Here is a 22,127-nt window from a genome sequence, read left to right on the forward strand (position 1 = left end):
CGCCGGACTGACGCCGACGAGATGAGGATGCGGTGCGCTGGTTGGTCACGGGTGCCCGGGGCATGCTGGGTCAGGACCTGGTCGCGCGGGTGCGTGCGGACGGGCACGAGGTCGTCGCGCTCGACCGCGACGAGCTCGACATCACCGACGGGGCCGCGGTGCTGGACGCCGTCGCCGGGTTCGACGTGGTGGCGAACTGCGCCGCGTGGACCGCGGTCGACGACGCGGAGACGCGCGAGGCCGAGGCGTTCGCGGTCAACGCCGTGGGGCCGCAGGCGCTCGCGCGGGCCGCGGTGCGGCACGGTGCGCGCCTCGTGCAGGTCTCCACCGACTACGTGTTCGACGGGCACGCGACCGACCCGTACGCGGAGGACGGCTTCGCCGCCCCGCGGTCGGCCTACGGCCGCACGAAGCTCGCGGGGGAGTGGGCGGTGCGCGCCGCGGGCGCCGACCACCTGATCCTGCGCACGGCGTGGCTGTACGGCGCGGGCGGCGGCTGCTTCCCCAAGACCATCGCCCGCGTCGCACGCGAGCGCGGCAGCCTCGACGTCGTGGACGACCAGGCGGGTCAGCCCACGTGGACCGTCGACGTCGCGGACCTCGCGGTGCGGCTGGTCGACGGCGCCGCACCCGCGGGCACCTACCACGCGACGTCGTCCGGCCGGACGACGTGGTGCGGCTTCGCGCGCGCCGTCGTGGCCGCCGCGGGGCTCGACCCGCAGATCGTGCGCCCGACCACGAGCGAGGGTGCCGCGCGGGCCGCCGAGCGCCCCGCGTTCTCCGTCCTCGGGCACGACGCGCTGCGCGCCGTCGGCGTCGAGCCGATCGGCGACTGGCAGCAGCGCTGGGCCGCGGCCGCGCCGGGGGTCCTCGGCTGATGGCGGACCGTTCGATCACCGTCGGCGCGCACGTCGTCGACGCCCACCACCGGCCGTTCGTGGTGGCGGAGATGTCCGGCAACCACAACGGCGACCTCGGCCGCGCGCTCGCCATCGTCGACGCGGTCGCCGCGTCGGGGGCGCAGGCGCTGAAGCTGCAGACCTACCGCGCGGACACGATCACCATCGACGCCGACGGCCCGGCCTTCCGCGTGTCCGCCGGGCACGAGCTGTGGGGCGGCAAGAACCTCTACCGGCTCTACGAGGAGGCGCACACGCCCTGGGAGTGGCACGCGCCGATCTTCGCCCGGGCGCGCGAGCACGGCCTCGTGCCGTTCTCGAGCCCGTTCGACGGGACCGCCGTCGACCTGCTCGAGGACCTCGACGTCGAGCTGTACAAGATCGCGTCGCTCGAGATCGGCGACCTCGCGCTGCTGCGCCGCGTCGCCCGCACCGGCAAGCCGGTCGTGATCTCGACGGGCGCCGCCTCGGTCACCGACGTCGACACCGCCGTACGGACGATCCGCGGCGAGGGCAACGACCAGGTCGTCGTCCTGGCGTGCACGTCGTCGTACCCGGCGTCGCCCAGCGAGTCGAACCTGCGCTCGATCCCGGTCATCCGTGACACGTTCGACGTCGTCGTGGGGCTGTCCGACCACACCAAGGGCATCGGCGCCGCCGTCGCGGGCGTCGCGCTCGGTGCGTGCCTCGTGGAGAAGCACGTCACGCTGGCGCGCGCGGACGGCGGGGTCGACTCCGACTTCTCGCTCGAGCCGCACGAGCTCGCCGCGCTCGCGACCGAGACCGAGGTCGCGTGGCAGGCGCTCGGGGAGGTGCGGCTCGACCCGACCGCCGGGGAGGACGAGAGCCGGCGGCTGCGCCGGTCGCTGTACGTCGTCGAGGACGTCCGCGCCGGCGACGTCGTCACGGCGGAGAACGTGCGGTCCATCCGGCCGGCGGGCGGGCTCGAGCCCGTGCACCTCGACGTCGTGCTCGGGCGCACGTTCCGCGCCGACGTCGCGCGCGGCACCGCGCTGAGCTGGGAGCTGGTCTGACCGCCGGTCGGTGACGCGCCCCCGGGGCGTCACCGACCCGTCAGCCGCCCGGGCGGACGTACCGGTCGAGCCCGTCGTCGCCGGGTGCCACGGGCCGGTAGCCCGCCGCCTCGAACAGCCGCGCCGACGCGACGTTGTCCGGACGCACGGACGCGAGCACCGCGGGGCCGGGGCCGACGCGGGCGCGCCACGCCCGCTCGCCCGCGGCGAGCACGTCGGGCGCGAGACCACGGCCCCGCGCGTGGGGCGCGAGCGTGATCGACACCTCCCACAGGTCGTCGTCCACGCGGTCGAACCGCACGGTCCCGGCGGGACGCCCGGTGCGCTCGACCACCAGCAGGAGCCTGTCGGGGGCGGCGAGCACGCGCGACAGCCACGCCACGTGCGCGTCGCGGGTCACGAGCCCCCGGTCGCGCGAGGCGGCGCGCGTGCCCGCGTCGTTGCGCCACCCGAGCAGCAGGTCGGCGTCGTCGGGGGTCGCCGTCCGGGCCGTCAGCACCGGGCGGCCCAGCGCCGCCCACCACGCGTCGAGCACGCGGTCGGCCCCGAGGCCGTCCACCAGACGGCGTCCCCGCTCGCCGAGCCGCGCACGCGCCCGGGGATCGGTCAGGAGCGCGCGCAGCGGGCCGACGGCCCGGTCGTCGCCCGCACGGACCGCGTCGAGGGGGCCGAGCCCCACGGCGATCCCCGCCGCCACCGCCCGCTCGTAACCGGTCCGCTGGTTCTCGGTGACCGCCACGACCGCCGTGGCGGCACCGACGCACGCGAGCTCCCACACCGACGTGCCCGCGGCGCTGACGACGACGCCCGAGGCCGCCGCGAGCGCGGGCAGGTCGTCCTGCGGCCCCAGGACCTCCGCCTCCGGGACCCGCGCACGCACCTGCGCGGCGCCCTCGCCCGTGGCCACGACGCGGACGCGAGGCGCACCCGCGGCGACCGCGAGGCGCGCCGCTGCGGCGCTCACCCCGAACGCGTCCGTGCCGCCCATGACGACCAGGACGTCGTCGCGCCGCTCGGCCGGCGCTGCGCGGCGCGCGGCGCGGACGGCGTCCCGCAGCGGCGCGTAGCGCACGCCGCGCAGGACCGTGCCGGAGCCGTCGGCGGGCCGGTCCGCGTGCTCCGCCCCGAGGGTGGAGTCGACGACCACGTCGGCGGGACGGCGGCCGAACGTGCCGTCCTCCATCGACGAGACCAGCGGACCGCCCGCGCGGCGCAGGTCGCCGTGCACGTCGTAGTGGTCGACGTGCAGCACGTCGGCCCCCACGAGGTCCGGCTGCTCGCGGACCGCGCGCGGCAGGTCGGCCGGGGCCGGGCGCACCTCGACGCCCGCCGCGGCCACCAGCCGCCGGCCGAGGGGTGCGTCGACGTCGCCGAGCAGCACCACGTCCCAGTCCCGCGCCCGCGCGGCCTCCGCGAGCGCCAGGCAGCGCACCAGGTGCCCCACGCCCGAGCCGGCGCTGGCGTCGCAGCGCAGCAGCACGCGCATCACGCCTCCTCGAGGGCCTTCTGCCGGACCTCGGCGTTCAGGGCGACGAGCTCGGGCCGCGACCGGAGCAGCGCCACGAGGTCGCGCCACGCGGGCGGCGCGTCGCCGAGCGCGGCGGTGACGGCCTCGAGCAGCGTCGCGTCCTGCGCGGTGTCGAGCGTGACCCGCAGGTCGTGCGCGTCCGGCGCCACGACGAGGCCCAGCGTCCGGTACGCGCCGGGCTCGGCGTACAGCGCGGAGGTCACGTGCACGCGGTGGTGGTCCCGCGCGACGGCGTCGGCACGGTCGAGCGCGTCGGAGGACACCAGCTCGACGTCGAGCCCGCGCGGCAGCGTGCGCACCAGCGTGGTCGCGACGTAGTCGAGGGACGGGTCGGCCCGCCACGCGCCGACGACCGCACCGACGAGCGCGGGGTCGAGCAGCGGGCAGTCGGCGGTGAGCCGCACGACCGCGTCGGCGGCGGTCGCGTCACGTGCCGCGACGAACCGCGACAGCACGTCGAGCTCGCTGCCGCGGACGACCCCGACGCCCAGGTCGGCCGCGAGGTCGGCCACGGCGTCGTCGCCGTCGGCCGTGGACGTGGCCACCACGACCTCGTCGACGCCCGGGGCGGCCAGGGCCGCGCGGACCACCCACCCGAGCACGGGACGGCCGGCCAGCGGCAGGAGCACCTTGCCGGGCAGCCGCGACGACCCGGTCCGGGCCTGGATCACGGCGACGACGCGAGCGGGGTGGGCGGTGGGGTCCGGGCGCACCGTGCCATGATGCTCTATCTGGCGTGCGGCCCCGTCGGCCCGCTGCCCGTCCACCGACCCGATCCGTCTGGAGTTCCACGGCATGTCTCTGCTCTCGGGAGCCTCGATCCTCGTCACCGGAGGCACCGGGTCCTTCGGCAAGGCGTTCCTCCGCGAGGTGCTGGAGCACCACGACCCTCGCCGCCTCGTGGTGTTCAGCCGGGACGAGCTCAAGCAGTACGAGGTCCGCCGCGAGCTCGACGACGACCCCCGCCTGCGCTGGTTCATCGGCGACGTCCGGGACCGCCAGCGCCTGACGCGCGCGATGCACGGCGTCGACTACGTCGTGCACGCGGCCGCGCTCAAGCAGGTCGACACCGCCGAGTACAACCCGTTCGAGTTCGTGCAGACCAACGTCAACGGGTCGCAGAACGTCATCGACGCCGCCATCGACGCCGGTGTCAAGAAGGTCGTCGCCCTGTCGACCGACAAGGCGTCGAGCCCGATCAACCTCTACGGGGCCACGAAGCTCTGCGGCGACCGGATGTTCGTGTCGGGCAACCACTACGCGGCGTCGTACGACACGCGGTTCTCCGTCGTCCGGTACGGCAACGTCATGGGCTCGCGCGGCTCGGTCATCCCGGTGTTCCGCCGGCTCGCCGAGCAGGGCGAGTCCCTGCCGATCACCGACCTGCGCATGACGCGGTTCTGGATCACGCTGCCGCAGGCCGTCCAGTTCGTCCTCGACTCGTTCGAGCTCATGACCGGTGGCGAGCTGTACGTGCCGCGCATCCCGAGCATGAAGGTCACGGACCTGGCGCAGGCCGTCGCACCGGGCTCCGCGATGCACGAGATCGGCATCCGCCCGGGGGAGAAGCTGCACGAGGAGATGATCGCGCCCGACGACTCGCGGCGGACCGTGCGCCTGGGCGACCGGTACGTCGTGATGCCGTACGTGAGCGGCTGGGGCTACGAGGCGCCCGAGGGCGGCGAGCCGGTCGAGGACGGCTGGACCTACCGCTCCGACACCAACGACCTGTGGCTGGGCCCCGACGAGCTGCGCGACATGGTCGCGCGGTTCGCCTGAGGCGGCCGGCGTGCTGCCCTACGGTCGGCAGTCCGTCGACGACTCCGACGTCGAGGCGGTCGTCGCGGCGCTGCGCAGCGACTGGCTGACCACGGGCCCCGCGGTCGAGGCGTTCGAGCGCGCCGTCTCGGCCCACGTGGGGGGCGGTGCGGCCGTGAGCGTGACCTCCGGCACGGCGGCGCTGCACGTCGCGTACGCGGCCGCGGGCGTCGCCCCCGGCGACGAGGTCGTCACGACGCCGCTCACGTTCGTCGCGACGGCCGCCGCGGCGGCGCTGCACGGCGCGACGGTCGTGTTCGCCGACGTCGAGGCGGACACCGGCAACCTCGACGTCGAGGCCGCACGCGCCGCGCTCACCGACCGCACGCGCGTGGTCGCCGCGGTGGACTACGCGGGCCTGCCCGCGAGCCCCGAGGCGTTCGCCGCGCTCGCGCACGAGCACGGCGCGCTGTACCTCGAGGACGCCGCCCACTCGATCGGCTCGCTGTGGCGCGGCCGGCCCGTCGGCTCCTTCGCCGACCTCACGACCCTCTCGTTCTTCCCGACGAAGAACCTCACGACCGCCGAGGGCGGCGCGGTCGTCACGTCCGACCCGGAGCTCGAGCGGCGCGCGCGCGGCTTCAAGAACCACGGCCTGGTGCGCGACCCCGCCCTGCAGCGGTTCCCCGACGAGGGCCCGTGGCACCAGGAGGTGCACGAGTTCGGCCTGAACTACCGGCTGCCCGACGTGCTGGCCGCGCTCGGCACGTCGCAGCTGCGCCGCCTCGAGGCGTTCCGCGCCCGGCGCGCCGAGATCCACGCCCGGTACGACGAGGGCCTGCGGGACCTGGACGGCGTGCTCACCCCGGCGCGCCGCACCGAGGCGGAGCCGGCGTGGCACCTGTACCCGCTGCGCGTGCTCGACGGCCGCCGGCGCGAGGTGTTCGAGGCGCTGCGCGCGGCGGGGATCGGCGTGCAGGTGAACTACGTGCCCGCCTACTGGCACCCCGTCTTCGCGGACCTCGGCTACCAGCGCGGCCAGTGCCCGAACGCCGAGGCCTACTACGCGCAGGAGATCTCCCTGCCGCTCTTCCCCGACCTCACGGACGCCCAGGTGGACCGCGTGATCGACGAGGTGCGGCGCGCGGTCGCGGGGCGCTAGGCCGTGACGGTCCCGGACCCGGGGGTCGGCGTGCCGCCGGCCGGGCCGGCTCCCGCCGCGGAGCCGTCCGCCACCCGCGCCGTTCTGGGCCGCGGGTCGCTGTACACGATCGCGACGGCCGGCCCGGCGCTCGCGTCGCTCGCGGTCATCCCGGTCGTCACCCGGCTGCTGCCGGTCGCGCAGTACGACCTGGTCGCGGTCGCGACCGTCGTCCTCCAGGTCGCCTACATCCTGGTCGCCCTCGGGCTCGGCGCGGCGATCACCAGGCAGTACATCCTCGACGCGGACGGCGCCGCCGGCGCGCGCGGCGTCGTCGTCGCGGGCGCGGGCATCGCGACGGTCCTGACCGCCGTGGTCGCGGCGACCGGGCCGCTATGGGCTCCCGTGCTGCTCGGACGGCCGTTCACCCTGGAGGTGCTGCTGGCGCTGGTCGCCGGGGCCGGGGGCGCGTGGATGGTGCTGGCGCAGGCCTTCCTCCGCGGCGCCGACCGGCCGGGACCCTTCGTGCTCCTCGCCGTCGCCGCCAGCCTGGTCGGGCCCGCCGCGGGTCTCGTGGCCGTCGTGGTAGCGGAGCGCACGGCGGCCGTCTACCTCGCAGGCGTCGCCGGCGGGTACCTGCTGGCCGGGGTCGCGGGCCTGGCGCTGGTGGCACGCTCGGGCCGGCCGCACCTCACCCGGCACGGGGTCGCCGCTGCGCTGCGCGTCGGCGCGCCGACCGTGCCGCACCAGGTGTCCCTCTACCTCGCGCTCGCCGGGCTGGTCGTCGTGGCCGACCGGGTGCTCGGCGACGGCGGGCGTGCGAACGTGGCGCTGACGGTCGGTGCCGGCGCCACCGTCGTGACCGCGGGGCTCAACAACGCGTGGGCGCCCGTGGTCTACCGCGCCGCGCGGACGGACCGCGCCCGAGTGCTCGACGAGACGACGCGGGTGATCGCGTTGGTCGCGGCGGTGCTCGCCGGCGGCGTGGCGCTGCTGGCGCCCTGGCTGGTCCGGCTGGCGGCGCCCGCCGCGTACGGTCACGCGGAGCTGGTCCCCGCCGTCGCGCTGGCCTCCGCCGCTGCGCTCCCGTCCGTGGTGTACCTGGCGAGCGGCCACCTCGTGTTCGCGCGGGGTCGCACCGGCTGGCTCGCGCTGAGCACCCCGTTCGCGGTGGCGGTAGGGCTGGGCGCGGCCGCGGCGCTCGCCGCGACCACTGGCCTGGCCGGGATCGGCGCCGGCTACCTGGTCGCCTACCTGCTTCTCGCCGCCGGGACCACCGCAGTGCAGCGACGGGTCGCGGAGTACCCCTGGTGGCCGCCGGCGATGCCGCTGGTGATGCTGCTCTGGGCGGCCGTGAGCGCCCTCGGGGCGCTCCTGCCGGTCGACGGGGCCTGGTCGGCCACCCGGGTCGCCGCGGCGGCGGTGATGGCGGTCGCGGGGCTGCTCGTGGTGCGTCGGTCCGCGCGGGCGGGCGCGGCGACCGCCTGAGCCTGCCCGCCGGAGCCCGACACCCGCGCCCGGCTGGCGGGGTCAGCCGATCCGGTAGACCGCGGCGTCGTCGAGCTCGAGCTCGAGCGCGGCGTGCTCCCGCAGCTCCGGGCTCTCGACGCCCATCGTCCGGTCGACCACGAGCCACCGGACGCCCCACTCGTTCCGCAGGCGGGCGACCGCCGCGTCCGACGGGTCGTCGAACACGGCCTCGTTGGCCTCGTAGCGGTCCGTGTCCCAGAACGGGCTGGTGCGCGTCAGGCCGGGCCGGAACCCCTCGGGGTACGCCCAGCCCTCCACCAGCACCCGGCGCTCGGTGAGCCCGGAGACCCAGAAGTGCCGCGCGTCGCAGGCGTCCTCGGGGCCGTAGCAGTGCGCGTTCGTCGCGACGACCTCGTCGGTGCCCGAGTGGTCCCGCACGTACAGCGCCGCCAGCGCCCCGTCGCGGGGGACCAGGTAGCCCTCGCCGGGGCCCTGGCCGTCCCGGACCACGGAGACCGCGGCGTGCGCCGTCTCGAGTGTCCGCTGGTAGAGGGAGGTCCCGGCCAGGAGCACCGCGAAGGTCAGCAGCCCCGCGGTCACCGGTGTGACGGCCGATCCCTCGCGGCGGCGCAGGCGCACGACCAGCGCGACGAGCGCGGCGGCGACGAGCGCGGCGCCCAGGAGCCAGAGCCATGGCCAGAGCATGGCCCGGTAGGGGAACGCGGGGGCGGGTGCGGCGGTCGGGGCCTCCAGACCGTCAGCGCGGCGCACGGCCCACACCAGCGCCGCGCCGGCGAGCAGGCCCACGGGAACGAGCGTGCGCGTCCACCGGGGCCAGGTGCGGGTGGCGGCGACCACGCCCCACGCCGTGAGGATGCCGAGCGCCGGCCAGGACGCGTACAGGAAGTACAGCTGGCTCAGCCCGTTGGCCGTCGTGAGCAGGCAGGCGCAGATGCCCGAGCCTGCGACCCCCAGCAGCAGCCAGAACGTGACGTCGCGCAGCGTCTCGCGCCGGGCCAGCAGCAGCACTCCCGCGCTCGCGCACAGCCACGACGCCAGGCCGAGCCCCGTGATCAGCAGGGTGTGGCGCGTGCTGGCCGGGTCGGCGACGAGCTGGGCAGCCGCGAACGCGCGCGTCGTGGTCAGCGGCGTGATCGCGAGGCTGCCCGACTGCCCACCGAGGACCACGACGAGCAGCAGGCCGAACCCGGCGACGCAGAGCCCCAGCAGCGCCGCGGCGACGCGTGCGGCACGGTCCCGCCGCACGAGGGCCGCGACGAGCGCGAGCCCCAGGCCGGCACCGAGCACCGGCAGGAACGTCGACTTCGACCCGCCCGCGCCCCAGGCGAGGACGGTGAAGACCGCGACCAGCGGCAGGTGGCGGCGGAGCCCTCCCTCGTGCAGCAGGACGACGGCCGCGGTGATCGCGGCGAGGAACAGGGTGAGGCCGAATGTCTGGGTGGGGCTCCGGTACACGGCGAAGTGCAGGAAGCCGGGGTTCTGGAACGGGAAGGGCGTCCAGCCGTACACGTTGGCGGCCGAGGAGGCTGTGACGACGGCAGCCGCGAGCGGGGCCGACCACGCGGACCCGGTGAGCCGGCGCGCGAGCACGCCGACCAGGACAACCCCCAGCGCCAGCAGCGCGGTGGGGGCGAGCCGGTACAGCAGCCACGTGAGGTCGAGCCCGGCCACGTGCGAGGCGGCCGCGAGGTGCTCGTACACGAAGAGGTGGTAGTGCAGCGGCTCGTCGTACAGGTACGGGTAGACGAGCGGGTAGTGGGCGTCCACGCCACTGGCGATGGCCTGGTGGAACGGGAGGTCGACGTACACCGAGACGGGCACCGCCCGGCTCCACGGGCCCCAGCCGTCGACGTAGGTCACCGGGTTCGCGGCCAGGGCGGTTGCGCCGAGCCACACGGTGGCGGCCAGGACGGTCGCCGCCTGCACCCACGCCGACCACGTCGCGGTCGAGGGGGTGGCGGGACGGCGCCAGGCGCGCGCTCGCCAGCCGGGCACGGCCACCGACGCGACGACGATGGCCGGCGCCCACAGCCAGGACCAGGTCGAGAGGTGCAGGGGCGCCAGAGCGAACGCCAGCAGGACCTGCGCGGCGAGGCCGATCGCGGTGCCGACCGCCAGGTCCTCGGTGAGCGAGACCCGTCGGCCGCGCACGGCGCGCCAGACCAGCGCGCCGGGCAGCGTCGCCGCCAGCCCGAGGTACGCGAGGTAGCCGAGGGTCACCGGCACCGGCGTGCCGTAGCGGTGCAGGACCGCCGCGATGCCGGCGAAGGCCACCACCGCGGGCAGGAGCGCGAGCGCCAGCGCCGGGAGCCCGTCGGTGCGGGGCGCGGCGTTGCGCCGGGACCGGCGCGTGGCACCCGCCCCGGGGGAGGGCAGGACCTCGGTGGACCGGTCCAGGGTCATGCGTCGCGCCCCTGGAGGTCCTCGTCTGCAGGCGCGGGCCCGGTGTCCCGCCGGACCGCGTAAGTCGGCTTGCCCATGCTCCGGGTGTGCAGCCGGCCGAGGTACTCGCCGATGACGCCGAGCGAGAGCATCTGCGCGCCGGAGAACAGCGCGACCATCGCGGCGATCGTCGTGAAGCCCGCGACGGTCGTGTCGCCCGCCGCGAACTTCCACACCACGACGGCGCCCAGCACCACGCCGAGCGCGGCGCAGAACCACCCGAGCCACGCCACCATCCGCAGCGGGACGTTGCTGTACCCGGTGACCATGTTGAGCGCGTGCCGCACGAGCGAGCGCAGCGTGTACGACGAGGTGCCGACCGTGCGCTCGTCCATGCGGACGACGACCCGGCCGATCGAGGTGGTCGCCCAGGACAGCAGCACGTCGAGCGACGAGTACGGGTCGGTCACGTGCCGGAAGGTGTCGCGCAGCGGGGTGCGGAACGCGCGGAACGCGGACACGTCGTCGGCCTTGGGAACGCCCGCCATCGCAAGGGTGCGCTTCACCATGCGGGAGGCGAGCGAGCGCAGCGCGCCGTGTTCCTCCTCGACCGCGACCCCGTAGACGAGGTCCACGTCGTCGCCGAGCGCGGCGAGCAGCAGCGGTATCTGGTCGGCGCGGTGCTGACGGTCGTCGTCCATCGTCACGACCACCGGGAAGCGGGCGCGGCGGATGCCCGCGATCAGGGCGTTGTGCTGGCCGTAGTTGCGCCGCAGCTCCACCGCGCGGACCCGGTCCGGGCGGGCCGCCGCGAGGTCGCGCGCGACGCGGGCGGTGCCGTCGGGGCTGCCGTCCACGACGAGGACGACCTCGAAGTCGTCGACGCCCGAGCCAGGGGAGCCGAGCAGCTCGACGACGTCGGCCACGACGTGGGGGACCGTGTCCTGCGAGCGGTAGCACGGGATGACGACGCTGACCTGCACCGGACCAGGATGCCGCACCGACGCGTCCGCCCCGGTCACCGGCGGCCGCCGAAGCTCAGGTACCGGTGGCCCAGGTAGGACAGCACGGCGACCACCACGACGGCGATCACCTGGGCGGGGAGCGGCGGGACGCCGGCGAGCTCGACGAGCGCGGGCGTCGCGACGACGCCCGCGACGAAGCCGCCGCCCCACACGCCCACGAACCGCGGCAGGTCGCGGCGCCACGGGTTCGTGGACCGGAAGACCAGCCGGCGGTAGGTGGGGAACGCCACGGAGATGGTGACGGCCTGCGCCAGCAGGATCGCGTACATGTACGGCAGCCCGGTGGCGAGCAGGCCGGCCAGCAGCGCGAGGTACCCCAGCGTCGTCGTCCCCGCGACCAGCAGGTAGCGGACCTGCTCGTGGCCGAGGGCGCTCCGGACGAGCCCCCCGAGGGTCGCGGTCACGCGAGCGGGCGCGCGAAGACGCGCGCGGACGAGCTGAGGGGCACGCGCCGAGTGTACGGGAGCCCCCGCCTGCGGGGGCCTATCCTCGTCAACCATGACCGACGCCTGGATCCCGTTCTCCAAGCCGTTCCGCGCGCCTGGCGAGCTGGAGTACCTGGACGCGGTGCTCGAGAGCGGCCACACCCACGGCGACGGCCCGTTCACCTCCCGGGCCGCCCGCGGGATCGAGTCGATCACCGGCTCCCCGCACGCCCTGCTCACCGGTTCGGGCACGCACGCCCTGGAGCTGGCGAGCTGGCTGCTCGACCTCGGCCCCGGGGACGAGGTGGTCGTGCCGAGCTTCACGTTCTCCACGACGGCCGCGTCCATCATCATGACCGGCGCCACGCCGGTCTTCGTGGACATCGACCCCCGTACCGGGAGCCTCGACGTCGACGCCATGGAGGCGGCGGTCACCGAGCGCACCCGGGCCGTCTCGGTCGTGCACTACGGCGGCGTCGCGCCGGACATGGACCGGGTGCTCGCGATCGCGCACGCGGCCGGCATCGCCGTGGTGGAGGACAACGCCCACGGGCTGGGCGCCCGCTGGGCCGGTCGGTCGTGCGGGACGTTCGGCGTCCTGGCGGCGCAGAGCTTCCACGCGACGAAGAACATCCAGTGCGGCGAGGGCGGTGCCCTGCTGATCAACGACCTCGCGCTACGCCCGCGGGCCGAGGTGCTGCGCGAGAAGGGCACCGACCGGTCTCGGTTCCTGCGCGGTGAGGTCGACAAGTACTCCTGGATCGACCGCGGCTCCAGCTACCTGCCGAGCGAGCTGACGGCGGCGGTGCTCACCGCCCAGCTGGAGGCGTTCGACGACGTCCAGAAGCGTCGGCACGCGATCTGGGACGCCTACGCCGAGGGCCTGGCGGACTGGGCGGACGCCTCCGGGGGCACGCTCATGTCACCGCCGGCGGAGGCCGAGCACCCGGCGCACGTGTTCTGGCTGCTGGCGCCGAGCAGGGGCTCGCGCGACGCGATGCTGGACCACCTGCGGGCGGCCGGTGTCGGCGCGACGTTCCACTACATCCCGCTGCACTCGTCGATCGCCGGCCGGCGGTTCGGCCGCACGCCCGCGCCGTGCCCGGCGACCGACGACTTCGCGGGGCGCCTGGTGCGGCTGCCGCTGTGGGCCGGGATGCCGGATTCCTCGGTCGAGCGCGTGCGGGACGCCGTCGTGGCGTTCCGCCCCGCGGCGGCCTGACCCGTGGCCTGGGACGCGCTCGCCGCACCCGGCGTGGTCTGCGCGCCCTCGCCCGCGGACACCGCCCGGTTCGGCGTCGAGGTGCACCGGCTGACGGTCGGGCCCGGGGAGGTGCGGGGGACCGAGCTGGTCGACCTGGTCGAGTCCTCGACCGCGGACGTGCTCGTCGCCCGGTACGACGTCGCGCGCCAGGACGTCCCGGCGCTGCTGGCCTCGACCTCGCGCGCGGTGCTGCCGGCCGGGGCGCTCACGTACTGGGAGAAGCCCGTCGTCGGCGGCGACCCGCCGACGCGGACGGACGTGGTCCCGTCGGGTGACCTCGACCGCGCGGCCGCCGAGGCGGCGGTGCGGTCGGTCGTGCGGGCCTCGTTCACCGCCTACGGCAACCACTACACGGCAGACCCGCTGCTCGACCCGGACGCGGCCCTCGCGGGTTACGAGGAGTGGGCCACCGGCACCGTGCGCCGCAGCCCCGACGACGTGCTCGTGCAGATGCTGGACGGGGAGCCGGTGGGCGTCGCCACCCTGGCGGAGGGGGACGACCACGTCGAGGTGCTGCTGGCGGGTCTCGTCCCGTCGGCGCAGGGCCGAGGGCTGTACGGCGACCTGCTCGCGGCCGTCGAGGACCGGGCCGCGGCGGCCGGCGCCGCGCGGCTGGTGATCTCGACGCAGGTGCAGAACGTGCGCGTGCAGCGCGCGTGGGCCCGCCGCGGCCTGCGCCCGTTCGCGGCGGTCGAGACGGTGCACCTCGTGCGCCGGGCGGCGCTGGCCGCGGCGACTGCGCGCGGCTGACCGCCGCGGCGCGCGTCCGTCAGTCGGGGACCGGCACCGCCAGCGGCTCCCCGGGTACCGCCGGGGCGGATCCCAGCGGGCGCGGCAGGTACTCCGTCGCGGCGGCGAACCACCGCCCGAAGGACAGCGAGGGTGCGTCCCCGGCGGGAGCGTCGGAGGCCGAGCCGGACGCCCGCCTGCCCAGCTGCGTCGCGGCGCGGTGCGCCGGCGCCCGCAGCCAGTGGTCCAGCCACGGGCCGGGACGTCGGCGGTCCCAGCCCAGCAGGGCGCGAAGGTCGTCGGGCGTGAGCACGGCGTCGGCGCCGGTCTCGTCGCGGGCGACGCTCGTGCGCTCGGCGATCGTGCTGCCCCGTTCGTAGAACTCGGGCCAGCGGGCCGCCACGGCGGCGGCGTCGTCCGGGCGCTCACCGGCCAGGCGCATGGCGTCACCCGAGACCACGGCGTCGACACCCACAGCGGCGGCGTACACCACCGGGGTCGACAACCGGTTCGACACCACGCGTGCTGCACCGGTCAGCAACGTGTGGAGCCGTCCGAGGAACGCCGGGTCGGTGCGACGCCCGAGCGTGACCACCCGGTGACCTGCGTCCGCGTAGGCGCGGACCACGCGGGGGTCGTCGGCCTCGACGTGGTACAGGCACACGGTGGCCGGGCCCTCGGTCTCGGCCCACGCGCGAGCCACCGCGGCGTGGTCGCCGAGCAGCGGCTGCGTGGCGATCCCGTGCACCGGCAGGATCACGGTGCCCGAACCGGCGGGCCGCGGCCCGAGCGTCGCGCACAGGTAGTGCCACGGGGCGCCGATCGCGACGCTGCGCCGGCGGGCGGTGCGCGGGTCCCACGCGCGCGACGTGTGGGACCACACGAACAGGGAACGTCCTCGCCGACCGCCCGGGGCGCCGACCGCCGGGAAGTCCCGGAAGTGCGTCTCGAGCGGGGACGTCGCCGTCCAGCCGTGCTGCACGAGGCCGGGCAGGTGCCGGGGCCCTGGCAGCCCGGCGTACCGCGCGAGCGCGCTGCTGTGGCCGTAGTAGTGATTCTGGGACTCCACGCACCGAGCCTACGAGGCTCGGCTTCCCGGTCGGGCACGGGTAGGCTGTGCCGTCCGCTCCGTCCGAGGGAAGAGTCTGCACCGTGGCCCACCAGGCCCTCCACGACGACACGTGCGTGGTCGTGCCCCTGTTCAACGAGAGCGCGGTCGTCGGGGACGTGATCCGGGACCTGCGCACGTCGTTCCCCCTCGTCGTCGCCGTGGACGACGGCAGCACCGACGACTCGGCCGCGGTCGCGCGCGACGCCGGGGCGCTGGTGGTGGAGCACCCGATCAACCTGGGCCAGGGTGCCGCGCTGCAGACGGGCCTCGAGACGGCGCTGCGGCTCGGGGCGCAGTACGTGGTGACGTTCGACTCGGACGGTCAGCACCAGCGGGAGGACGCCGTGGCGATGGTGTCGCGGCTGCGGACGGACGAGGCCGACGTCGTCTTCGGGTCGCGCTTCCTCGACGCGCGGACACGGCCGGGAGCGGTCAAGCGCGCGGTGCTGCGTGCGGCGATCGTGTACTCCAACGCCACCACGGGCGTCCGCCTCACCGACACGCACAACGGCCTGCGGGCCCTCAACCGACGGGCGGCCGCGACGCTGCGGATCCGCCAGAACCGGATGGCGCACGCCTCGGAGATCATCGAGCAGGTCGGTCGCGCGGGTCTGCGCTGGGTCGAGCACCCGGTGCACATCCTCTACACCGACTACTCGCGCTCCAAGGGGCAGTCGGTGTTCAACGCCGTCAACATCCTGACCGAGATGATCTACAGGTAATCGCGTGCTGATCAAGCTGCTGCTCGTGGTCGCGATCGCGGCCGTCTTCGTCCTGGGGCTGCGCCCGCCCTCGGGTGCGCGTCACCTCGCGCTGCGTCGTGTGACCGTCGTCCTCGCGGCGCTGCTCGCGACGCTGTCGGTGATCTTCCCCGACACCTGGAACCTCATCGCCGAGTTCGTGGGCGTGGGCCGCGGCACCGACCTGCTGCTGTACGGGCTGATCATCGCGTTCCTGCTGTACATGGTGACGACCTACCGCCGGTTCCGGGACATGGAGCAGCAGATCACGTCGCTCGCGCGACGGATCGCCGTCGACGAGGCCGTGCCGCGCCCCGCCGTGGCGCCCGTCCCCCTCGACGAAGGGGCACGCGATGCCGACGAGCGCTGAGCAGCAGCCGGAGCCGTCGGTCCCCGTCGGTGCCGGACGGTCCGCACGCCCACGTCGGCGCGCCCGGTCGCCGTGGTCCCCCCGAGCGGTGTTCTGGCTCTCGTGGGCGGTGCTCACCGCGCTGGGCGGGGTCTGGGCGCTCGCGAGCCCCATGGCCGCAGGCCCCGACGAGCCGGCGCACATCGTGAGGGCGGCCGCGCTCGTGCGCGGCGCGCCGCTGGAGGAGGCCCGTGTCGGGGTCTGGCGGGCGGAGCTGCCTCGCATCTACGGCCTGACCGGCGAGATGCCCGGCTGCTTCGCGTTCAGGTCCAGCGAGCCGGCCTCGTGCTGGGACGCCGACTGGGGGGACGTGTCCGCGCCGCAGGGCGCGACGACCTCGGCCGGGAACTACAACCCGCTCTACTACGCCGTCGTCGGGCTGCCGACGGTGCTCGAGCCGAGGCTCGGCACCCTCTACCTCATGCGCTTCATGAGCGCGCTCCTCGGGGGGTTCTGCATCGCGCTCGGCCTGCGGTCCGTCGCCGAGACGGCGCGTCGCCGCTGGGTCGTCCCCGCCGTGGCCGTCGCCACGACGCCCATGGTCGTCTTCATGAACAGCACCGTGAACCCCAACGCGGTGGAGGCCGCCGCCGGGATCGGTCTGTGGCTCACGCTGACGATCGCGCTGCGCGAACCGGACGACCGGCTGGTGTCCCGCCGCTGGTGGCGTGCCGGCGTGCTCGTGGTCCTGCTGGTCAACGCGAAGGCGTTCTCCCCGCTGTTCCTGGCGATCATCGTGCTCGCGGCGGCCGTGCTCGCCGGCTGGCGGTGCGTGCGCGCCGCTCTCGTGGACGCGCGCGCGTGGCCCGGCCTGGGCCTGGGTGTCGTCGGCTCGGTCGCAGCCGTGCTCTGGATCCTGCGCGCGGGTGCGGTGTCCGGGGCGGGCATCATCGCCTACCCGGAGCTGACCACGGCGAAGGCGCTGAACGACGTGCTGCGTCTGACCTCGTCGTACGTCGAGCAGCAGTTCGGCCGGTTCGGGTGGCACGACACGCCCTCGCCGGGCAGCGTCTACCTGCTGCTCGCCGCCGCGCTGGGTCTCCTCGTCCTGCTCGCGCTCGCCGTCGCGCGGGGACGGGAGGCGCTGGCGCTCGCCGGCGTCGCCGCTCTGGTCGTCGCGCTCCCGGTCGTGCTCCAGGTCCCGAACGCCACCCAGGTGGGGCTGCCCTGGCAGGGGCGGTACCTCATGGCCGTCTCGGTCGGGGTCCCGCTCCTCGCGGGCGTGCTGCTCGACGCACGGTCACCGGTCACGGGCGCGGCCGCGCGTCGCGTGTCGTCGCTGCTGCTGGCGGTCGTGGGCGTCGTGCAGGTCCTCGCCTTCGGCGAGAACCTGCGCCGGTACGTCGCGGGGACGTCGGCACCGTGGTTCGAGCCGGTGGTGGACCCGTGGCAGCCCCCGCTGCCCGTCGCCGTGCTGGTCGGCGGGGCCGTGCTGGCGGTCCTCGCCTGGGTCGTGCTGCTGGCACGGGTGGCGCGCGAGGCCGATCCGGTGCCGGCGCCGGCCGTCGACGTCCGGCCCGTCGGTGCCGGTGCGTCGCCCGAGCCCGCGGCGGAGAACCTCGCCCGCGAGCAGGACGCCTCGGTCGCGTCTCGCACCTGAGCCCGCGCGCGTCCCTGCCGACGGACTCCCGGCCTCCGCGCCATGGAGCGTGTGGCACCATGGCTGGCCGTGTGCGCCGCCGGGTGCCGCACGTGAGGAGGCAAGGTGTCGGCGACCGCTGACGAGGGCACGGTGGGCAGCGTGGGACGACGTGAAGGCGGTCGGTGGGCGGTCCGTGCGCGCCGGTGGCTGGCACCGGTGCTCTGCGCGGCGGTCGTGCTGCTCGGTCTGGTGCTGGCGCTGTCCGCGCGTGTCGGCCCGCAGCAGGGCGCGGTCACGCAAGGGTTCACCCTGACCGAGGGCGACGGCGTGCTCGCGACGGGCGAGCCGTTCTCGTTCGACCTCACGGCGACCGAGGACGACCTGAGCGCGGTCGGCATGGTGCTCGGCACGTGGATGGACTCGGCCGACTGCACGCTGACGACGACGATCGAGCGGGACGGCGAGCAGCTCGCGTCGCAGGACACCGCGTGCGACGACCTCCCCGACACGGTCCTCACCCCGCTCGTCGAGTTCGAGCCGATCCCCGACTCGCAGGGCGAGGACTTCACCGTCACGCTCAGCGTGACGGAGGACTCCCCGCTTCCCCCGGCGATCTGGGAGACGCTCGACGGCAACCCCGCCGCCGTCGCGCTGTACGGCGAGCGGGACCGCCCGATGCTCTCGGTGGTCGACGACGTCCTCGACCGTGTGGCGGCCTACGCGCCCGTGTGGGGATCGCCCGCGTGGGTCGTCACCCTGGCCGCCCTCGTCCTGGCGGGTGTGGCGCTGCTCGCGCTGCGCCCACGCTGGGGACTGGTGACCGTGATCGTCCTGGTGCTGGCGCGAGGGCTGCTCTGGTCGGTCCTGATCCCCCCGCTGCAGGGCATGGACGAACCCGCCCACTTCGCGAACGTGCAGTTCATCGCGGAGGAGGGGCGGCTCCCCAACTGGAACACCGACGAGCGTTCGCAGGCCTACTCCGACTCGCTCGGCGCGGCGGCCCAGGAGATGCGGGTCTCGCGGTTCGCGCCCACCGACCGCCCGGACTACGACGACGCGTCGGTCGAGCGGCTGCGCCGCGAGGACGCGGCGGCCGGCACCGACTCCGACGGCACCGGCCCGGCGGCGTCCTACCCGCCGCCGTACTACGCGATCGGCGCGCTGTTCTACCAGCTGGCCCCGGACGACACGGTCGCGCAGGTGCACGCCGTCCGGCTCTGGTCGGCGCTCCTCGGCGTCGCCGCGATCGTCTTCGCCTGGCTGTTCGCCGGCGAGGTGCTGCCCGGCCGACGCACGGCTCGCGCCGGTCTCGTGACCGCGATCGCCCTGCAGCCGATGCTCGCGCACCAGTTCGCCCTCGTGAACAACGACGGCTGGGTCATCGCCGCAGGCTTCGCGGCCCTGTGGATCGGCGCACGTCTGGTGCGCACGGCGCGCGGCCCGTGGTGGATGCTCGCCGCGGGAGCGGTCGCGGGCGCCGCCGCGCTCGGCAAGCCGTTCGCGGCGCTCATGGTCCTCCCGATCGCCCTCGGCTGGTTCCTGGGCAAGATCCGCTACCGGGTGCGCGACTGGCGGGTGCTGCTCGTCGAGCCGCTGCTCGCCGCCGTCGGCGTGGCACTGACCTACGGGGTGTGGCTGGTCGCTGCGCGCGTGCTCGGCATCGACACGGGGCTGGGCTTCCCGCAGGGCGCGCCCGACGGTCCGCGCGGCGTGCTCGACTACGTCCGGACGCAGGTCAGCACCGACCTCGCGGAGTTCCGTCAGCTCTGGGTCGACCAGATGTGGGGCAACTTCGGCTGGGTCAACACCCCGCTGCCGTTCGGCGCGCAGCAGGTGATCTGGGCGTCGTACCTGCTCCTCGCGGTGGCCACGATCACGTGGCTCGTGCTGCTGGTGCGGGACCGTCGCCGCGGGGTCGTGGACGAGGAGGTCCGGGGGATCGACCGCATGGTCGCGCTGTGCGTGCTGTCGGGTCTCGGGGCGCTGCTCGGCATGTACGTGGTCGAGTACGGGTACTTCCGGTCGACGGGCCTGACGAACCTGCTGCAGGGCCGGTACCTGCTGATGATCGTGCCGGCGCTGCTGGCGCTGCCGCCGCTGCTGGCGGAGCGGCTGAGCCGTCGTCGGCCGGCCGCGGCGGTCGCCGCCTGGGTGGTGGCCGTCGGGGTGCTCGCGCTGCACGTCACGAGCGTGCTGGTGATCGCGCAGAAGTACTACCTCTGAGACGAGGGCGGCCCGGCCCGGCACCGTCGGTGCCGAGCCGGGCCGCCACGTCCGTGGGACCGCCCGAGGTCAGCGGTCGCCCGACTCCAGCAGGCTCAGCAGGTAGCTCCCGTAGCCGGACTTCACGAGCTTCTCCGCGCGCACGCGCAGCTCGTCGTCTGAGAGGAAGCCGCGCCGCCAGGCGACCTCCTCGGGCGAGCCGATCTTCAGGCCCTGGCGGCTCTCGATGGTCCGCACGTAGTCGGACGCCTCCAGCAGCGAGTCGAACGTGCCCGTGTCGAGCCAGGCCGTGCCGCGCGGCAGGACCTCGACCTGCAGGCGGCCCTGCTCGAGGTAGTGCCGGTTGACGTCGGTGATCTCGTACTCGCCGCGCGCCGACGGCTGCAGGTCGCGCGCGATCTCCACGACGTCGTTGTCGTAGAAGTACAGGCCCGGCACGGCGTACGACGACTTGGGGTGCGCCGGCTTCTCCTCGAGCGACAGCGCGCGGCCCTGGTCGTCGAACTCCACGACGCCGTACGCGGTGGGGTCCGCGACGCGGTAGGCGAAGACGGCCGCGCCGTCGATCCGGTCGAACCGCTGCAGCTGGGTGCCGAGACCGGGGCCGTAGAAGATGTTGTCGCCCAGCACGAGCGCCGCGGCGTCGGAGCCGACGAAGTCGGCGCCGAGCACGAAGGCCTGGGCGAGCCCGTTGGGCTCGGCCTGCACGGTGTACGAGATCGAGATCCCGAACTGCGAGCCGTCGCCGAGCAGGCGCTGGAACTGCTCCGCGTCGTGCGGCGTGGTGATGACCAGGACGTCCCGGATGCCCGCGAGGAGGAGCGTCGAGAGCGGGTAGTAGATCATCGGCTTGTCGTACACCGGCACCAGCTGCTTGCTGACGCCGAGCGTGATCGGGTGCAGTCGCGTGCCGGATCCACCGGCCAGGATGATTCCTCGCATGCGGCCTAGTCTGGCGCATCGGTGCCCCGGCCGGGGCGCGCGTTCCGGTCGTCGTCCCGCCCGGTCGCCGCGGGACGGGACGCGTCAGGAGGCGCTGGTGGTGGCGCGCTCGGACGCGGCGACACGCTCGACGTCGACACCCGCGTCGGGCGCGAGCAGCACGAGCGAGCCGTCGGCGGCGAGCACCGCGACCTCCCGCAGGAGCTCGGCGGGCGTCACGGCGCCGGCCGGCACGTGGTGCAGCAGCCGCGTGCCGGGCGCGACGTGGCCGTCGGCGCTCGTCAGGAGGCGGGCGTGCGGCACGCCGGGGAGCGCGTCGTGCGCCGCGTCGGGCTCGGGCACCCAGCCGAGCGCGTCGCCGTACGTCATGACCGCGGCCGCGGCGTCGACCGCACGCGGCGGCAGCGCGCCGTCGAACCGGCGTGCGAGCGCGGGGAGCGCGACGGCGACGACGTCGGCGGCGGCCGCGTGCGTCTCCGGGCGGTCGGTGACGACCACGTCGGGCGCCGGTGCGGGCGCGACGACGACGCCGGCCCCCGTGCGCCACGTCGCGAGGGCCCACACGAGGGTCCGCCAGTGCGGCGGGAGGTCCAGCAGCACCCGGGTCCCCGGCCCGGCGTCGAACTCCTCGACGAGCAGGTTGGTCGTCTTCGTCACCCAGTTCGCGAGGACCGCACCCGACAGCTCGACGCGTTCGCCGAGGCCGCCGTACCACGTGATCCGGGGGCGGCCGGGCTCGCGCTGCAGCTGCGTGAGCAGCGTCGCGACGTCGGACGGGGCGGGTGCGGCTGGTGTCTCCATGGGCCCTCAATCTAGACACGCGTGGACGCCACGCCGTACGCACGCAACTTTCACCCGGACAACTCGGGCATCTAGCACGCCTCCGGTTGACGATCGCGAACGACACGCGTGTAATTCCCTGAGAACTGACTCATGGAGCACGTCGGACGCGGCCGTCCGAGGGACCGGGCCGCACCGGCCGGTCCGTCGGATCAGGGACGAGACCCTGGCAGCCGGCCAGCACGAGCAGCACCGAGCACGAACACCCGCGGAGGCACGTATGTGGCACCTGCTCGACGACGAGAGCTTCCCGACCGACGCCGCGACCCCTGCTCCCGCGCCCGCGAACGGCAACGTGCTGTCGCTGTTCGGCACGCCCGAGGACGACGGCCCCATGGGGTGGCAGGAGCGCGCCCTGTGCGCGCAGACCGACCCCGAGGCGTTCTTCCCCGAGAAGGGCGGCTCGACGCGCGAGGCGAAGAAGGTCTGCACGCAGTGCGACGTGCGGTCCGAGTGCCTCGAGTACGCCCTGGCCAACGACGAGCGCTTCGGCATCTGGGGCGGCCTGTCCGAGCGCGAGCGCCGCAAGCTGAAGCGGCGCGTGGTCTGACGGCCCGCACGCACGGCACGTCGCGCCACGCCGGGGCGACCTGCCGTCGTGGAC

At 75.1% G+C, this 22,127-nt stretch carries 20 protein-coding genes; 12 read left to right on the forward strand and 8 right to left on the reverse strand.

Annotated elements, in window-relative coordinates; translation table 11 throughout:
- Window positions 1–32 precede the first annotated feature (32 nt).
- Together rfbD and pseI are read left to right on the forward strand one after the other, a co-directional pair.
- The gene (gene rfbD, locus E4A51_RS01515; RefSeq protein ID WP_134850693.1) at window positions 33–878 is read left to right on the forward strand and encodes a dTDP-4-dehydrorhamnose reductase; all 846 of its coding nucleotides are present in this window, start codon (window positions 33–35) and stop codon (window positions 876–878) included.
- Window positions 878–1,933 (forward strand): pseudaminic acid synthase, encoded by a 1,056-nt coding sequence (gene pseI / locus E4A51_RS01520; protein WP_134850694.1) that lies wholly within the window; start codon window positions 878–880, stop codon window positions 1,931–1,933. Before rfbD ends, pseI begins: the two co-directional genes overlap by 1 nt.
- A 40-nt stretch (window positions 1,934–1,973) precedes the next feature.
- On the opposite strand, the gene E4A51_RS01525 is transcribed toward pseI, so the two are convergent.
- Window positions 1,974–3,419, reverse strand: coding sequence for a bifunctional UDP-2,4-diacetamido-2,4,6-trideoxy-beta-L-altropyranose hydrolase/GNAT family N-acetyltransferase (locus tag E4A51_RS01525; RefSeq protein WP_134850695.1), 1,446 nt, complete (start codon window positions 3,417–3,419; stop codon window positions 1,974–1,976).
- Window positions 3,419–4,174: a cytidylyltransferase domain-containing protein gene (locus tag E4A51_RS01530; protein ID WP_233421096.1), complete on the reverse strand. Its 756-nt coding sequence runs from the start codon at window positions 4,172–4,174 to the stop codon at window positions 3,419–3,421. Before E4A51_RS01530 ends, E4A51_RS01525 begins: the two co-directional genes overlap by 1 nt.
- Window positions 4,175–4,256: 82 nt before the next feature.
- Between E4A51_RS01530 and pseB the strand changes: the two genes are divergently transcribed.
- From pseB to E4A51_RS01545, 3 genes are read left to right on the forward strand one after another with little or no spacing between them, the layout of a single operon-like run.
- Window positions 4,257–5,240 carry a UDP-N-acetylglucosamine 4,6-dehydratase (inverting) gene (pseB, locus tag E4A51_RS01535; protein WP_087508082.1) on the forward strand — a complete coding sequence of 328 codons (984 nt, stop codon included), beginning with the start codon at window positions 4,257–4,259 and terminating at the stop codon, window positions 5,238–5,240.
- A 10-nt stretch (window positions 5,241–5,250) separates the two neighbouring features.
- The gene (pseC, locus tag E4A51_RS01540; RefSeq protein ID WP_134850696.1) at window positions 5,251–6,381 is read left to right on the forward strand and encodes a UDP-4-amino-4,6-dideoxy-N-acetyl-beta-L-altrosamine transaminase; all 1,131 of its coding nucleotides are present in this window, start codon (window positions 5,251–5,253) and stop codon (window positions 6,379–6,381) included.
- 3 nt (window positions 6,382–6,384) lie between these two features.
- A complete protein-coding gene (locus E4A51_RS01545) occupies window positions 6,385–7,848 on the forward strand; it encodes a lipopolysaccharide biosynthesis protein (protein WP_134850697.1) in 1,464 nt (487 codons plus the stop codon).
- A 42-nt stretch (window positions 7,849–7,890) separates the two neighbouring features.
- Here the strand turns inward: E4A51_RS01545 and E4A51_RS01550 are convergent, their stop codons facing one another.
- Genes E4A51_RS01550 through E4A51_RS01560 form a run of 3 tightly spaced genes read right to left on the reverse strand, consistent with a single transcriptional unit; the run spans window position 7,891 to window position 11,662 of the window.
- Entirely contained in the window at window positions 7,891–10,254 is a 2,364-nt protein-coding gene (locus E4A51_RS01550; protein WP_134850698.1) for a hypothetical protein, read from the reverse strand.
- Window positions 10,251–11,216, reverse strand: coding sequence for a glycosyltransferase family 2 protein (locus tag E4A51_RS01555; protein WP_070319457.1), 966 nt, complete (start codon window positions 11,214–11,216; stop codon window positions 10,251–10,253). Before E4A51_RS01555 ends, E4A51_RS01550 begins: the two co-directional genes overlap by 4 nt.
- A gap of 35 nt (window positions 11,217–11,251) precedes the next feature.
- The gene (locus E4A51_RS01560; protein WP_070319456.1) at window positions 11,252–11,662 is read right to left on the reverse strand and encodes a GtrA family protein; all 411 of its coding nucleotides are present in this window, start codon (window positions 11,660–11,662) and stop codon (window positions 11,252–11,254) included.
- Window positions 11,663–11,756: 94 nt separating this feature from the next.
- Here E4A51_RS01560 and rffA point away from each other — a divergent pair, with 94 nt between their 5' ends.
- On the forward strand, window positions 11,757–12,905 hold the full coding sequence (gene rffA, locus E4A51_RS01565; protein ID WP_134850699.1) for a dTDP-4-amino-4,6-dideoxygalactose transaminase: 1,149 nt from the start codon (window positions 11,757–11,759) through the stop codon (window positions 12,903–12,905).
- Between the two features lie 3 nt (window positions 12,906–12,908).
- The gene (locus tag E4A51_RS18510; protein WP_070319454.1) at window positions 12,909–13,697 is read left to right on the forward strand and encodes a GNAT family N-acetyltransferase; all 789 of its coding nucleotides are present in this window, start codon (window positions 12,909–12,911) and stop codon (window positions 13,695–13,697) included.
- A gap of 19 nt (window positions 13,698–13,716) precedes the next feature.
- Here E4A51_RS18510 and E4A51_RS01575 read toward each other — a convergent pair whose 3' ends face one another.
- A complete protein-coding gene (locus E4A51_RS01575) occupies window positions 13,717–14,745 on the reverse strand; it encodes a hypothetical protein (RefSeq protein ID WP_134850700.1) in 1,029 nt (342 codons plus the stop codon).
- Window positions 14,746–14,828: 83 nt separating this feature from the next.
- On the opposite strand from E4A51_RS01575, the gene E4A51_RS01580 reads away from it, so the two are divergent.
- From E4A51_RS01580 to E4A51_RS01595, 4 genes are all read left to right on the forward strand, one after another.
- Window positions 14,829–15,509, forward strand: coding sequence for a glycosyltransferase family 2 protein (locus E4A51_RS01580; RefSeq protein WP_070319452.1), 681 nt, complete (start codon window positions 14,829–14,831; stop codon window positions 15,507–15,509).
- A 4-nt stretch (window positions 15,510–15,513) separates the two neighbouring features.
- Window positions 15,514–15,897: a DUF2304 domain-containing protein gene (locus E4A51_RS01585; protein ID WP_070319451.1), complete on the forward strand. Its 384-nt coding sequence runs from the start codon at window positions 15,514–15,516 to the stop codon at window positions 15,895–15,897.
- An 88-nt stretch (window positions 15,898–15,985) separates the two neighbouring features.
- On the forward strand, window positions 15,986–17,536 hold the full coding sequence (locus tag E4A51_RS01590) for a DUF2142 domain-containing protein (RefSeq protein WP_070319450.1): 1,551 nt from the start codon (window positions 15,986–15,988) through the stop codon (window positions 17,534–17,536).
- Between the two features lie 141 nt (window positions 17,537–17,677).
- The gene (locus tag E4A51_RS01595; protein WP_134850701.1) at window positions 17,678–19,741 is read left to right on the forward strand and encodes a DUF2142 domain-containing protein; all 2,064 of its coding nucleotides are present in this window, start codon (window positions 17,678–17,680) and stop codon (window positions 19,739–19,741) included.
- Between the two features lie 69 nt (window positions 19,742–19,810).
- On the opposite strand, the gene rfbA is transcribed toward E4A51_RS01595, so the two are convergent.
- Window positions 19,811–20,683, reverse strand: a complete 873-nt coding sequence (gene rfbA / locus E4A51_RS01600) for a glucose-1-phosphate thymidylyltransferase RfbA (protein WP_134850702.1) — start codon at window positions 20,681–20,683, stop codon at window positions 19,811–19,813.
- 84 nt (window positions 20,684–20,767) lie between these two features.
- Window positions 20,768–21,484, reverse strand: a complete 717-nt coding sequence (locus E4A51_RS01605) for a TIGR03089 family protein (protein ID WP_134850703.1) — start codon at window positions 21,482–21,484, stop codon at window positions 20,768–20,770.
- 259 nt (window positions 21,485–21,743) lie between these two features.
- On the opposite strand from E4A51_RS01605, the gene E4A51_RS01610 reads away from it, so the two are divergent.
- The gene (locus tag E4A51_RS01610) at window positions 21,744–22,073 is read left to right on the forward strand and encodes a WhiB family transcriptional regulator (RefSeq protein ID WP_046528761.1); all 330 of its coding nucleotides are present in this window, start codon (window positions 21,744–21,746) and stop codon (window positions 22,071–22,073) included.
- Window positions 22,074–22,127 lie beyond the last annotated feature (54 nt).

It is taken from the genome of Cellulomonas sp. HD19AZ1, assembly GCF_004535805.1.
Classification (GTDB): Bacteria; Actinomycetota; Actinomycetes; order Actinomycetales; family Cellulomonadaceae; genus Cellulomonas; species Cellulomonas iranensis.

Excerpts from the sequence above, each read along its gene's own strand:
- rfbA (WP_134850702.1), bottom strand. The coding sequence starts at position 20,683 with ATGCGAGGAATCATCCTGGCCGGTGGATCCGGCACGCGACTGCACCCG.
- E4A51_RS01525 (WP_134850695.1), bottom strand. The coding sequence starts at position 3,419 with ATGCGCGTGCTGCTGCGCTGCGACGCCAGCGCCGGCTCGGGCGTGGGG.
- rffA (WP_134850699.1), top strand. The coding sequence starts at position 11,757 with ATGACCGACGCCTGGATCCCGTTCTCCAAGCCGTTCCGCGCGCCTGGC.
- pseI (WP_134850694.1), top strand. The coding sequence starts at position 878 with ATGGCGGACCGTTCGATCACCGTCGGCGCGCACGTCGTCGACGCCCAC.
- pseB (WP_087508082.1), top strand. The coding sequence starts at position 4,257 with ATGTCTCTGCTCTCGGGAGCCTCGATCCTCGTCACCGGAGGCACCGGG.
- E4A51_RS01610 (WP_046528761.1), top strand. The coding sequence starts at position 21,744 with ATGTGGCACCTGCTCGACGACGAGAGCTTCCCGACCGACGCCGCGACC.
- E4A51_RS01605 (WP_134850703.1), bottom strand. The coding sequence starts at position 21,484 with ATGGAGACACCAGCCGCACCCGCCCCGTCCGACGTCGCGACGCTGCTC.
- E4A51_RS01550 (WP_134850698.1), bottom strand. The coding sequence starts at position 10,254 with ATGACCCTGGACCGGTCCACCGAGGTCCTGCCCTCCCCCGGGGCGGGT.